The organism is Psychrobacter sp. WY6, from assembly GCF_018448495.1.
Lineage (GTDB): Bacteria > Pseudomonadota > Gammaproteobacteria > Pseudomonadales > Moraxellaceae > Psychrobacter.
Window position 1 is genome coordinate 223,162 of sequence record NZ_CP049902.1, and the last position, 12,414, is coordinate 235,575.

At 44.0% G+C, this 12,414-nt stretch carries 14 protein-coding genes; 6 read left to right on the top strand and 8 right to left on the bottom strand.

Annotated elements, in window-relative coordinates; all coding sequences use genetic code 11:
* Positions 1–179: 179 nt before the first annotated feature.
* The 6 genes from G7Y90_RS01110 to G7Y90_RS01135 form a co-directional block, all read right to left on the bottom strand.
* Positions 180–374 (bottom strand): hypothetical protein, encoded by a 195-nt coding sequence (locus G7Y90_RS01110; protein WP_250163169.1) that lies wholly within the window; start codon positions 372–374, stop codon positions 180–182.
* Positions 375–506: 132 nt separating this feature from the next.
* Entirely contained in the window at positions 507–971 is a 465-nt protein-coding gene (locus G7Y90_RS01115; RefSeq protein ID WP_201560567.1) for a YbjQ family protein, read from the bottom strand.
* Positions 972–1,030: 59 nt separating this feature from the next.
* Positions 1,031–1,477 carry a YbjQ family protein gene (locus G7Y90_RS01120; RefSeq protein WP_201560568.1) on the bottom strand — a complete coding sequence of 149 codons (447 nt, stop codon included), beginning with the start codon at positions 1,475–1,477 and terminating at the stop codon, positions 1,031–1,033.
* An 86-nt stretch (positions 1,478–1,563) separates the two neighbouring features.
* Positions 1,564–2,121, bottom strand: coding sequence for a YecA/YgfB family protein (locus tag G7Y90_RS01125; RefSeq protein WP_055124803.1), 558 nt, complete (start codon positions 2,119–2,121; stop codon positions 1,564–1,566).
* Positions 2,122–2,403: 282 nt separating this feature from the next.
* Positions 2,404–2,640: a PA3496 family putative envelope integrity protein gene (locus tag G7Y90_RS01130; RefSeq protein ID WP_045443968.1), complete on the bottom strand. Its 237-nt coding sequence runs from the start codon at positions 2,638–2,640 to the stop codon at positions 2,404–2,406.
* A 183-nt stretch (positions 2,641–2,823) separates the two neighbouring features.
* Positions 2,824–4,290: a hypothetical protein gene (locus G7Y90_RS01135; RefSeq protein ID WP_250163170.1), complete on the bottom strand. Its 1,467-nt coding sequence runs from the start codon at positions 4,288–4,290 to the stop codon at positions 2,824–2,826.
* Positions 4,291–4,784: 494 nt separating this feature from the next.
* Here G7Y90_RS01135 and serB point away from each other — a divergent pair, with 494 nt between their 5' ends.
* The 6 genes from serB (at position 4,785) to hemJ (ending at position 10,613) form a co-directional block, all read left to right on the top strand.
* Positions 4,785–5,975 (top strand): phosphoserine phosphatase SerB, encoded by a 1,191-nt coding sequence (gene serB / locus G7Y90_RS01140; RefSeq protein WP_250163171.1) that lies wholly within the window; start codon positions 4,785–4,787, stop codon positions 5,973–5,975.
* 175 nt (positions 5,976–6,150) lie between these two features.
* A complete protein-coding gene (locus G7Y90_RS01145; RefSeq protein WP_201560573.1) occupies positions 6,151–7,146 on the top strand; it encodes a DUF368 domain-containing protein in 996 nt (331 codons plus the stop codon).
* Between the two features lie 238 nt (positions 7,147–7,384).
* On the top strand, positions 7,385–7,786 hold the full coding sequence (aciT, locus tag G7Y90_RS01150; protein ID WP_227676010.1) for an AciT family ciprofloxacin tolerance protein: 402 nt from the start codon (positions 7,385–7,387) through the stop codon (positions 7,784–7,786).
* A 402-nt stretch (positions 7,787–8,188) separates the two neighbouring features.
* A complete protein-coding gene (locus G7Y90_RS01155; RefSeq protein WP_250163172.1) occupies positions 8,189–8,698 on the top strand; it encodes an SCP2 sterol-binding domain-containing protein in 510 nt (169 codons plus the stop codon).
* A 356-nt stretch (positions 8,699–9,054) separates the two neighbouring features.
* Positions 9,055–10,089 carry a biotin synthase BioB gene (gene bioB / locus G7Y90_RS01160; protein ID WP_201560583.1) on the top strand — a complete coding sequence of 345 codons (1,035 nt, stop codon included), beginning with the start codon at positions 9,055–9,057 and terminating at the stop codon, positions 10,087–10,089.
* An 89-nt stretch (positions 10,090–10,178) separates the two neighbouring features.
* Positions 10,179–10,613: a protoporphyrinogen oxidase HemJ gene (gene hemJ / locus G7Y90_RS01165; RefSeq protein ID WP_250163173.1), complete on the top strand. Its 435-nt coding sequence runs from the start codon at positions 10,179–10,181 to the stop codon at positions 10,611–10,613.
* 115 nt (positions 10,614–10,728) lie between these two features.
* On the opposite strand, the gene G7Y90_RS01170 is transcribed toward hemJ, so the two are convergent.
* Together G7Y90_RS01170 and G7Y90_RS01175 are read right to left on the bottom strand one after the other, a co-directional pair.
* Positions 10,729–11,499 (bottom strand): hypothetical protein, encoded by a 771-nt coding sequence (locus G7Y90_RS01170; RefSeq protein WP_201560967.1) that lies wholly within the window; start codon positions 11,497–11,499, stop codon positions 10,729–10,731.
* Positions 11,500–11,852: 353 nt separating this feature from the next.
* A complete protein-coding gene (locus G7Y90_RS01175) occupies positions 11,853–12,353 on the bottom strand; it encodes a hypothetical protein (protein ID WP_250163174.1) in 501 nt (166 codons plus the stop codon).
* Positions 12,354–12,414 lie beyond the last annotated feature (61 nt).

Consider the following 12,414-nt stretch of genomic DNA (forward strand, 5'->3'; position numbering starts at 1 on the left):
TCCTCATAATCAATAGCCGTTAAACACCGACAATCAATTAAAAAAACAGCAAAAAATAAGACAGGGTAAAAGCAAGTATATAGGGGTAAAGCCAGCCTTATTTGCTTTATTCAACGACTCATCAGTCAAATATGGTGTTTGGGTTTACAGAACGATGAAATATCATTGAACAACAACCTTCAATCACCACCACCTGAATCACCGCTACTTGAGTCGCTGCTGCTTGAATCACTACCATCGCTATCGTCAAGATTATCCTGATCCCAAGAAGAATCCAAAGAAACTGGCGAATTGTCGCGGCTTCCAAACCAACTAGCGACTTTTATGACAATATAAAGGATTATAAATCCAGCGATAATCTGTAGAAGAAGCATGGTTTATTCTTTATAAATAACAGGTGAGGTAAGTAAGAGACGGTATAGATGAGGGACAATCAAAACGCATGACTGACATTCAATCGTAGATATTGATTACATTAATTCTGAGTGATTCATTGCGCTTTAGAGTTACTCACGGCTGTTCACTGCAGTGCCATAAGCGATGGCTTCAACCATGCTGCCCAATTGATTGATATTGCTAACTTCTAGACGTAAGCCATAGATATGGTTATAGCCTTTGGCTTGTGCTTCGGTACGCATACGTACAAGAGCCTCGCGGCGGGCACGGTCGAGTAAGGTCTCGTAAGTGGTCAAGTTTTTACCAAAAATGCTCAATACCCGAGCGATAATCATTTTGAAATAATCTTGGGCAATAACCACACTACCAAGTACCAGCTCGCCCTCAGTATGGGCAACAAGTTTTGGCACATAAAAGCGCTCGCTTGAGACCATAATATGGCTTAATTCCTGCTCTGCAATGCTTAACTGCGCGAGATGTTGGCGCTCATGACGCGACCCAAAAAACCAACCAGCAGCGAATAGTAAAATAAACGGTGCGTAATTGATAAGCATTTGGGTAAGGGAATTATTCATGGCACGCTCTTGTCATAAACTTATCATAAAAAAACATCGATGCTTTAAGATTTGGTTAGCTAACCAAAAGGTTTGAAACGTGGCAAGTCATCGGTCGCTGTCGGTGCAGAATTTTGTAGATTTGGCTGTTGACCAGACTGATGATGAGAGTCACTTGGTGGGGTTTGATAGACTTGCTGCGGCATCGGTATGGCTTTGACAGCGGTGCCATAGACAAACAATTCAGAAGCTCCCTGCGCGATGCTAGAGGTCGAAAAACGCAACCCCACAACCGCATCTGCACCCAAAGCTTCTGCTTTGACAATCATCCGATCGATCGCCTCTTGGCGTGACTCTTCTAACAGCTCGGTATAAGCCGTTAACTCACCACCAACGATATTTTTTAGTCCAGCAAACAAGTCTTTGCCGACATGTTTTGAGCGCACGGTACTGCCGTACACCACATCTAAACGCTCGGTGATTTGGTAGTTGGGCAAATGCTCAAGATTGGAGAGTTGCACAGTCATAATACGACCTTATCGGTGACGTTATATAGACAGCGTCAACTTGGATATAGACCAAACCACGCTGTCCCTATATTGATAAAAAAAAGCTAATCGTTGGTATGGAACAACAAAAATAACTCGGTCAAATTGCCTTCGATGCTATTGGCCATTTGTGCCAGCTTGTCTTCATCTTTACGCATCTCTGCAAGCTCCGGATCTTCATCATCGATACCGCTTAGCAAAATCATTGGTAAAGTCAAGACAGCCACATCTTCAGCCGTCTCTTCATCTTCAAACCAATCGCTGGCTTCATCGCCATACATCGCATCGACAAAGCCAATTGACCAAGCAACGATATCTGATTCATCTGAAAAATCAACAGCCACTTCTTCATCACCCGCATCTTCGCCAAACGGTAGCTCAATAGGCGTCTCGTTTTTTAGCTCAGCGATAATAGAATCGCGCCAGCGCTGGATACCGTCGATGACGTTTTCTGGGATTTCACTAACATGGCCTTCAAACAGTGCATCCAGCCAATTCGGTAATGGACGCCCAATAACTGTCGCTGTCAAAAAACCATGCGCGGCGACACTATCAAGCACAAATGGGCTCTCTTGATTGTCCAAATAGTCTAATAATTCATCGAAGCTTAGTTGGTTACTCATGATGTAATTGTCCTTGAAAGATAGAGTGCGGCTGTCGCCATAAACGATCGGTTAAGTGCAGAATAGTGGATAATGTGAAGGTAAAAATGGTTTCGGTAAAGCACCCAAACCATCTTTATAAAATAAGAATAACTGCATAGAGCGGGTGGCTAGCAACCGTCAAAAAATAACGATCGCGATATCATTAGCATTACACTGTCAGCTAATATGCCGTTATTAAAGGCTTTAGTCGGCTTAAATGACTGAGCACTTTCACATTAGGCTATGACTTAAGTTTAAAAACTAAAGATCGTCATCATCCCAATCATCGCCATCTTCATCGAAATTGTCTATATCGTCTAGATCATCCTTTAGCTCTTTGGCCAAACGCTTTTCTTCTAGCAGATTATCGATCAGTCGACGCTTCTCAAGACTACTTAAGCGCGTACGCACGCTCGTCTCGGCCTCTTCCACCATCTTTGCATCATCATCGTCGACAAAATCATCATCAAAATCGTCGTCAATATCAGCATCACTCATGACAAGCTCCTATCATTTTAGCAAGGGTATTAAGAATACATTAATATATATATGCCTTATAAAGTCTCTACTTCACGTTGTCAATGCTTTTTATTATTACTGCCTTATTTTTAGGCTGTTTAAAGATAACGACAGAGACAATATCTCAGACAATTGTATAGTAATAAGCGAATATAAGCAGCATTAAATAGCCGACTCATCTGCGCTTTCAATCATCAATACCGCATTGCGCACATCTGCTAAGCGTTGAATCATCGAATCGTTGCCACCATCGAACACCGCACATTCACGCTCATAAACCGTGGTTGGCCGCATGATACTCTGCACCTGCACATGGTGGCTGATTTGCTTGAGACCTGCATTGGGTAACAAAATCAGCATTTGCTCTTTTTTGCCGACGCTGTGTAATAATTGCGTCATTGCTTGCGCCTGTGCATCATCGCTGACCCCTGCTTTAGCAGGTAGTGCAAAGCGACTTAGCTCAATGTGCTTGTCATGGATGATTTTGTTGAGCATTAAATATAGCTTGCCAAGCATCACACCTGCTAACGCCACTTTGGCATGGCTATTGTCCGCCTTTAACAACACGCTAGCACCCGTGTCATCGAAACGTGGCTCGTTCATCGCGCTGACACCCAACAACAATGGCTGCTTGAGTAACTCGGTCACCGCTTGATTCAATAGCTGCGTACATAATGCCAAATAAGGTAAACGCTGAGCCGGTGCCAGACGCTCAAGCATATTGAACTCGTCATGGAATACAATCTGCACTCTCACACTGTCAAATGAGCGGGTGGCAGACAACCGAGAGGCGCTACCAGATTTAGGAGCACGGCTTATCTCATCTTGGGCAGCACCATTTGCTGCATCATGCTCCGCTCGCTCTTCAGTCGTACTATCGATAGGCTGACTATCAGAGCCAGTGGTATCAGTCGCCGCTTGATTCTGTTGCGCTCTTAAATACTGGTTTACTTCACTATGTACATCCAATTTATGTGCATTGGCTGGCTGACCGTCCGTCGCAATCTCTACAGAATGCTCCGATGTTTCTTTATCCATATCCGTGGCACGGCGTTCAAACTCCCGATCATAACTGCGCTGATCGATTTGCATATACTGCTCACGATGCAAATCTTGAATATCGCGGCTAAGCGCGTTAATTTGCTCTTTGGTTGGACGGGCAAGGTAACCATAAACCAGCCAAAGCAACAAATGCAGCAGCATCGTACCGATGACGAACGGCCATTGCATAGCGATAATCTCGCCTTTGCTAATATCTTTTAACGTCAACGACACACTGCCAATCACCGAATCGCCATTGGTGGCAATCTGCCGAATGGTATCACCTTGCTGCATGGGCGCATTGCCAACAGGCACCAAGATGTCGTCGTTATTGTCTTTAATCAATATGCGCGTCACGTCTTGCTCGCTGGTATAGCGATTGGCAATGACACTCAAGCTGACACGGTCTTTATTTTCTAAAGACAACCTTGCTTCATCAATCAGCTGGGCGACCATCTGCTCGCCTTTTAACGCACGACTTTTGCTCAGCTGTTGATCGGTACTGATGACCAATAACAACGTCTGCAAACAAAAACTAACCAGAAGAATAATGGCAAACAACCCTTGCCGCGGCGCTAAATACGTCATGATATGGTAAACTTTTTTGGATAAGAGAAATTAAAAAACAAGGCTATCCCTCATTTTTTGGCGAATTTAAAAAAACTATAATAGTGCGCATCTTAATAAGTATGTATTGAACTTAAGTACCATAACCCGACACGTCTGTTGTTGCCTAAAATAACATTTACAACAAGATTTGGTTACTTAAAAACTGCTGTCTCAAATACGAATACTCAGGATAATCTACGGCACATTTGGTAAGCGGCGACTGAGAGTCATTGTTGTGGATATCATCATGAATACAGTCCGCTTATCTTATCTACTATATCACCATAATAAGTCTTATAGCGTTAGTTGATTTATAAATTTATCATAATAATCACATTCAATTTCAAATGATTTTTCAACGATTGCTGCCATCTTTAATCGACGGTGATACTTTGCGCGTCATCTATAGGCGCTGCCGAGTAAAGCTGCTATTATTCCCAATCTTATATGAGCATACAAGGGACCATTGAGCCATGCCACACAATACATCTTACTCGTTACCAAAAGACAGCAAAGCATGGCAACAAGCCGTTGACTCTATTGCGTCACTGTTACCCGATAACACGAACTTACAAGATTTTGATGCGCTACAGTCCCTGCCAGTTTTTGCTCTTATTGTTGTGCTACCGACCAAAATATCGACGCTTGATATCCACCAGTATGTGCAATCGTGGGTCGACGAACAGCCAAGCTGGCATTTGGTCACCGTCGCTGAAGATACTGATGCCAGTTTTGTCAATATTACCGTTTCTGATACAGAGCCAACAGCAGCAAATGCACAGCGCTTGCCTTTTACCCAAGCACAAGTATTCCGCTATTTGTTGGTTCCAGTCACTGATACGCTCATGCATCCTGGCAAAAAGACCGCAGCAGCTCACATCATTGATGATCAGCTGACCACGCGCTTGCGTCATGACTTGACCGAAGGTTATAACGATAGCCATCAAGCGAGCAGTACTGAACGCTTGGATATTGTCGATTGCCATATTTTATCAGTCGGTCATATGCTACGTACCCACAAGCTTGCCTGCTTTGATATGGATTCCACCTTAATCGAGCAAGAAGTCATCGTTGAGTTGGCAAAAACAGCGGGCATCGGTGAAGAAGTCGAAGCCATTACGGAAGCGGCAATGCGCGGTGAGATGGATTTTGATGAGTCTTTTGCTCAGCGTGTGGCGTTACTAAAAGGCATCTCGACCGATGTATTAGATGATATCTGCAGCCGCCTAACGCTATCAATGGGCGCTCGCACTACCATCAGTGCACTAAAGGCTTTGGGCTACCATACCGTACTGGTATCAGGCGGCTTTACCTACTTTGCCCGCTACATCGCTGAGCAATTGGGCGTTGACGAAGTTCACGCCAACGCCCTAGATATCGACGAAGGGGAAGTCACTGGTCACGTACAGCTGCCCATCGTCAATGGTGCCAAAAAAGCGGCTATCGTTGAGCATACTGCTGAACGTTTAGGCATCGAGATGTCACAAGTGGTCTGTATCGGTGACGGTGCCAATGATTTACCGATGATGGCCATTGCAGACCTAGGCGTCGCCTATCACGCCAAGCCCATTGTGCAAGCACGTGCTGATGCCGCCATCAATGTCACAGGGCTTGAAGGCATATTTTATGCCCTTGGTTATCCAGCACTTGCGCCCACGGAGTAACAACTACACTCGCAACACCATACCATGGAGCTAGGTTAGTGTTTTTAACATTAATCTGGCTTTTATGTCTTATTACATTGCGACATTGCAACAGTCAATTTTCGTATCACTGTCCTAGCATACTTAGCGGCATCGCATTAACTTTCACTGTGTTTTCAAAAAAAAAGGATTGTCCATGACGGCATCACCATCACCGCGGCAAAATGAGCCGTCAGCGCCACAACCACTGGATAAGAGCAGCACTGCTGCATCCTCCGATAGTCCAAAGCAACTATTTGGGGTTTATATCCGAGGAATGGCCATGGGGGCAGCGGATATCGTACCGGGTGTCTCTGGCGGCACCATTGCGCTGATTGCTGGTATTTATGAGCGCTTGATTAACGCCCTGAGTAGCATCGGCCCCAATCTCTGGCAGATATTCCGACAGGAAGGCGGAATCAAAGGTTTGGTTGCGGTGTGGCGACAAGTTGATGCCACTTTTTTGTTATTTTTGTTATTGGGAATCGCCACCAGTTTTGCTACTTTAGCCGGTATTATTAAACACCTATTAGATAATCAACCGTTATTTATTTGGTCGTTCTTTTTTGGACTGGTTGTCGCAACAGTATTTATATTATTGAGTGAGATTCAGCGTTGGAATATAGGGCGGGCAGCACTATTCGTGACTGGTCTTGTTGCCGCTGTGGTCATTAGCAGCTTACCATTGCTCACGACCACACCAAGCTTGCCTTATTTGTTTTTTGCAGGGGCAGTCGCTATTTGTGCCATGATACTGCCAGGTATATCTGGGTCTTTTATCTTATTACTATTAGGTGCTTATGACGCAGTATTAGAAGCCGTACATAGCCTTAACTTTACGATAATCTTCACGGTCATTGCGGGTATGGCAACGGGATTGTTATTATTTACTCGCGCACTTAAATGGTTATTGTCTCGCTACTATCAGGCAACTTTGGCCTTGCTCACAGGTTTTATCGCAGGCTCGCTTGTGAAAGTATGGCCATGGAAAGTAGATGCGTTAGGCGCGCTTGATAGTGACGCGATCAACAACGTGATGCCATGGCAATATCCTACTGGTCCACATTGGCTAACCACTGTAGGACTGATGCTGCTAGGCGCGATTTTAGTCTCACTATTGTCTTGGTGGGGCACTCGTAGCAATCGCGCTTAACCTTACCTTAAACCTGCATCAGTCTCTTTTTAAAACCCAAAAACCCTCCTATCACTCTTAATAATAAGCGCCCATCCTTGCGGCGCTTATGCTTAAACCTTGCCATACAAAACCATCAAAATGTGCTAAAAAACCAAACGTCAACGGTTGTCGCAAAGTCGCTTGTCCCCTCTTTAGCTTTGTTCCCCAAACTTTCATAATGACCCTATTGGAATTCACCTTATGAATAGCGAGATGAATGATGTTACTGACTATATTTTCGGTTATTGGTATAGAAACGTGGAGCACGGCGGCACTGCTTGGTTATAGCTTGCTGGCAGGCTTGATTTTGGCGCTTGCCTTATCCTCACAGCGCTGGCTGCTCTGGTATCTATTTGGTGGTATGGCATATTGGCTAGCGGTTGAGGCGATTCAAAGCATTGTGGCGGGTCGTCCTATGCTATCAGAGCTGTCAGAATGGCACAGCTATATCATCGCCATGGGTATCAGTTGGTTGCCTTTAGCGGGCTGGGTGCTGTATCGGGCACTACGTTACGAGGATGTCAGTCAATCCGTTCAGCAGCAGCGTCAATTGCAAGCGGCACGCTATATCGAGCACACGCCTGTTTATGATGACGACTACCAACCGCGCTTCCACTGATAGAGTCGCGCTTATATCAACGAGCGACGCTATTAGATTGGCTCATTATCTACTTACGGTACTTTTATTTGCCTTTTATATAGCCTGTATTACATTATCTTTATTCGACTGTATCTCGTCCAGAAATTACGATTAACCTGCCGTCAAATTCGCTCAATCTAGCATAGGTAGTGCGAGCATTCATTTTCGTTGCTATTCTGTTTTCTACTGTCATTTTTATAAATATTAACAACTTGTTTTAATCAAGATGACGTCATTGGATGTTACAAGATACTTAACGCTCTCTACGTAACTCCTAAAGAATAGCAACCTCTCTATCGTTTATAATCTAGTTATATATTTGTCACAAAAATTGTTATAAAGTACGCATTATTTTGCGTCTCATTCTTTAGGAGTTCGATTATGTTTACTGTTCCTGTATTAGATATTAAATCTGATCCGTTAGATGTGCTATTGGCTGTGATTGGCTATCGTTTGTCCATGCTTGCTGATAGTGATAACGAAGATGTGAAAGCAATATTTGCTGATCGCAATGTTACGATTGAGCTTGCCAGCACTGAAGCGGATATCGCCCGTTATTTTGTCTTTGATAATGGTAGCTTCAGCCAATACAGTGGTCATGCTAAAAAAGCAGACCTCACCATCAATTTCAAAGATTCGATGACAGGTGTTAAGCTTTTGACCAAAGGCAATCTTCCTGCCTTTATGACTGCTGTACAAGAAGGTAACCTCAGCATCGAAGGCGATTACAGCCTAATGATGTGGTTCAATAAACTTGCTAAGCATATCGTGCCAGCTATTCCAGAAGAATGTAAACCTTATATCCAAAAAGCCAAGCCTTATGCTTATAAAGCACAAAAACTTGCCAACCATTGGATTGGGGTTGCTAAGCACAAACTTGGTAAATCATAACGTAAATAGATCGACGTAAATAAAGAAAACAGATCACGATTATTTAGCGCTCAGTTACTTTACTCTTTCGCAGTGTTCTGATTTTCTAAAAAGGTTGCGGTATACTATATCGCAGCCTTTTTTATTATCTAAAATTTCATGGCTTTACAAACAACTCTTTTAACCACTATTCTCTTCAAAATGATTGTTTCAAAAACTATTATAAAAGGAATTATATGATGGCAGGATTACTTAACATCTCAGAGCCTAATGCCAGTAGCCCCACTGACATATTCAATAATAAAAATAACAGCCACAGCGGCTTGGACAATGACTTTTTAAACAACTTAACAACGGATGCCACCGCCAGCCAAAAAATGACCCGTAAGCATAGCCGCGAAGAAATCGCCGAACTGTTTGATTTGCCATTGATGGATTTGTTGTTGCAAGCGCAAACGATACATCGGGCGCACTTCACTGCCAATGAAGTACAAATTAGTACTTTGTTGTCGATCAAAACAGGTAACTGCCCCGAAGATTGTGGCTATTGCTCACAATCCGGTCACCACCGCGACACGACTAAATTACAAGCAGAGAAACGCATAGAAGTCGATAAAGTCATTGCTGCGGCCAAACGTGCCAAAGCCAGTGGCTCGTCACGCTTTTGTATGGGTGCGGCATGGAAACATCCAAGCGCCAAAGACATGCCCTATGTGGTTGAGCTGATCAAAGAAGTGAAGGCCTTAGGGCTTGAGACCTGTATGACCCTTGGTATGCTAGATACCAATCAAGCGACGCAACTGGCGGATGCTGGACTCGATTATTACAATCATAACCTAGATACCTCACGTCGTTATTATGAGCAAGTCGTCAGCACGCGAAGCTATGACGAGCGCTTAGATACCATAGACAACGTGCGTAACTCAGGCATCAATGTCTGTAGTGGCAATATCGTCGGTATGGGTGAAAGCCGTGACGACCGTATCGATTGGGTACATGAGCTGCTAAAAATGCCCAAAGCGCCAGAGTCAATTCCCGTCAACTTGCTTGTGCCCATTAAAGGCACACCAATTGGCGACAAAGTATTGGCAGAAGGTCAACTGTCAGTGATTGAATGGATTCGTACTATTGCCGTGGCACGTATCTGCTGCCCGACCAGCTATGTGCGTCTGTCTGCTGGCCGCGAAAGCCTATCCGACTCTGAACAAGCCTTGGCCTTTATGGCAGGTGCCAACTCATTCTTTTATGGCGATAAACTGCTGACTACTGGCAATGCAAGCCAATCAGGCGATGACAGACTCATGCGTGAGCTTGGTCTAACAAAGCAATTTGCCGCGCCAAGAGCGCCCAAAGTATTGCCTGTGATGGATGCGATGAGTGGTCATCAATCGCAAGTGATGATGGCAGAGTAGCGTTTTTTATCGCTACCATTATTGGATAATCTGCGCTAAGCTTGCCGACATTATTGATGATAAAATATTAAATCGTAAGAGAGAATGTGATGGCAGATTATTTCAATTGGATTAAAGCGGCGCATATTATATCGATGGTCTGCTGGTTTGCGGCGATATTTTATTTGCCACGCTTGTTTGTCTATCATGCGATGAGTGACGACAGCATCAGCCATGAACGCTTTGCTATTATGGAGCGCAAGCTCTATCGCGGTATTATGACGCCATCGATGATAGCCACATGGGTCTTCGGTCTATGGATGTTGGGGCTAGGCTGGGAGGTGTATAAAACCCAAGGCTGGTTACACGTCAAGCTCTTATTAGTGGTGCTACTCTCTGGCTATCACGGTGCTTGTGACTTTTATCGTAAAAAGCTAATGGATAATCCGCATTATAAGACGCATAAATTTTGGCGCTGGTTTAACGAAGTACCAGTGTTTGCATTGGTCATTATCGTCATCTTAGTAGTAGTAAAGCCCTTCTAAAATCCAGTAAATATGCTCATAACTGATTTTTAAATCTGAATACCTCTAAACTCAAAGCGTCCGTTACTTATTAAAGTAACGGGCGCTTTTTTTAGGACATCATAAATATGACACCTTAAACACTAGGGCGCATGATTTGATAGACATTACTCAAATCATAAACACGGTAACGCGCAGGTTCGCGGCGGTTTTCGCCCGCATAGCTGAGGATCAGTGCTTGCTTTGCACGCTCATCAACCCAGCCGACAAACAGTCCACTATGCTCGACGCCATTATAGCCATGATTGATATAATAGAGCCAATCCCCAACTTCAATCTCGCCACTATTGGCATACGGACCTTGACCATAAGTACCTTTATGAATGGTATCGCGTGTCACCCCGGCGCGTTTAAACACGGCATTGAGATAGTCCCAGCAGCCACCTTGAATGATCGCGCGCTCATTCAGCGCCATCTTGCGTGCTGTACTAACTACTTCACGTGCGGCCAAACTACTCTGCATCTCCGCACTGCTCAGTAACGGTAAATACTCGCTATCGACATTATCATAATTACCCGATAAAAAAGCGGGCATCACTGCTGGTGCTTGACGCGCTACTTCAGGATAACGATAGGATGTCTGAATCACTGGTGGAGCACTGGCAGAATTTGAGCGATAAGTTCCTGCACGTTGAATGGTAGAACGCGTGCTGACTTTCGCAGAGGGCACGGCTGAGTATGAAGGTGTATAGCGAGCACTAAAATCAGATTGCACAGATTTTTGGGCGATCAGCGCACTCATACTATCGGCATGGGCCTGACCTACTAAGCCAACGGTAAACAATAAAAGACTGCACGACGCGGTAACCGACGGCGATATAGATAATGACACAGGCAAACGCGACATGACCAACTCCTTGTCAATAAAATATAAATGACAACATAAACCATAATAATAGGATGTTCTAATCTTACTTATAAACCATTTAGACATGAAGCTGCAAGCATTATTCGGCTTAAATAGCCGATAAAAGGTATAAAAATGCCGACTAATGGTTAGATAAGAAGAGCACGTAGAAAAACGATGGAGAGCTGGCGCTAAATAAAAAGGAAATAGAATAAGCAGTGTTTAGATTAAATACTGCGTAGATAGAGTACTGAGCAGATAAAATATTATCTGAGATAGAAGATTGCTGAAATAAAATACTGCTCAGAGAAAGCCACTTAGGTTTTTTATAGCCCAATCCAGTAGATAATCGGCTAAGAAATAAGCTCGTTACTCATTTTGATATTCACATGGCGCTTGCCCAATGCTTGACCTTGCAAAATAGCTTTGGCAGCGGTTGCCTCTTGGATACTATCAAAGCCGCTAATATGGTATTTGCGTATATCATCACAATCAACAATCTGTAATTGCTCACCAATAAGCATGATTTTATCACCGTCGGTTAACTGAATATGCTGACGCTTACCTTGATTGTCATGCACCAGCTCACCCGCACGCAGCCACAAGATGCCGCTACTGATAACGCCAGCCATGGCTTTTTTATGTTGTTGGCGTTTTCGATTAAAGATAAAGCTACCAATAATCAGTAGCGCCAATGCCCCTATAGCCAAGCGCTCAGGCAGCAGACTCATTGCCAAAGCAACCGCCACTGCTCCTATTAATAATGCTGAGCCAAACCAAAACATGCCATCATCAGTCGTTTTTGGCTGATCTTGTAGCGTGATTTTGGCACCATCGTCGGTCAGCTTGAGCATGCATGACTACCTGTTACAGAGTAATAAGAAAGTAAAAGTTTACTGAAAATACGATGAGCAA

Bases quoted from the DNA above. Each gene is read 5' to 3' on its own strand.
- G7Y90_RS01145 (WP_201560573.1), top strand. From the start codon at position 6,151: ATGACGGCATCACCATCACCGCGGCAAAATGAGCCGTCAGCGCCACAA.
- bioB (WP_201560583.1), top strand. From the start codon at position 9,055: ATGACCCGTAAGCATAGCCGCGAAGAAATCGCCGAACTGTTTGATTTG.
- G7Y90_RS01120 (WP_201560568.1), bottom strand. From the start codon at position 1,477: ATGACTGTGCAACTCTCCAATCTTGAGCATTTGCCCAACTACCAAATC.
- hemJ (WP_250163173.1), top strand. From the start codon at position 10,179: ATGGCAGATTATTTCAATTGGATTAAAGCGGCGCATATTATATCGATG.
- serB (WP_250163171.1), top strand. From the start codon at position 4,785: ATGCCACACAATACATCTTACTCGTTACCAAAAGACAGCAAAGCATGG.
- aciT (WP_227676010.1), top strand. From the start codon at position 7,385: ATGATGTTACTGACTATATTTTCGGTTATTGGTATAGAAACGTGGAGC.
- G7Y90_RS01175 (WP_250163174.1), bottom strand. From the start codon at position 12,353: ATGCTCAAGCTGACCGACGATGGTGCCAAAATCACGCTACAAGATCAG.
- G7Y90_RS01155 (WP_250163172.1), top strand. From the start codon at position 8,189: ATGTTTACTGTTCCTGTATTAGATATTAAATCTGATCCGTTAGATGTG.
- G7Y90_RS01125 (WP_055124803.1), bottom strand. From the start codon at position 2,121: ATGAGTAACCAACTAAGCTTCGATGAATTATTAGACTATTTGGACAAT.
- G7Y90_RS01115 (WP_201560567.1), bottom strand. From the start codon at position 971: ATGAATAATTCCCTTACCCAAATGCTTATCAATTACGCACCGTTTATT.
- G7Y90_RS01135 (WP_250163170.1), bottom strand. From the start codon at position 4,290: ATGACGTATTTAGCGCCGCGGCAAGGGTTGTTTGCCATTATTCTTCTG.
- G7Y90_RS01170 (WP_201560967.1), bottom strand. From the start codon at position 11,499: ATGTCGCGTTTGCCTGTGTCATTATCTATATCGCCGTCGGTTACCGCG.
- G7Y90_RS01110 (WP_250163169.1), bottom strand. From the start codon at position 374: ATGCTTCTTCTACAGATTATCGCTGGATTTATAATCCTTTATATTGTC.
- G7Y90_RS01130 (WP_045443968.1), bottom strand. From the start codon at position 2,640: ATGAGTGATGCTGATATTGACGACGATTTTGATGATGATTTTGTCGAC.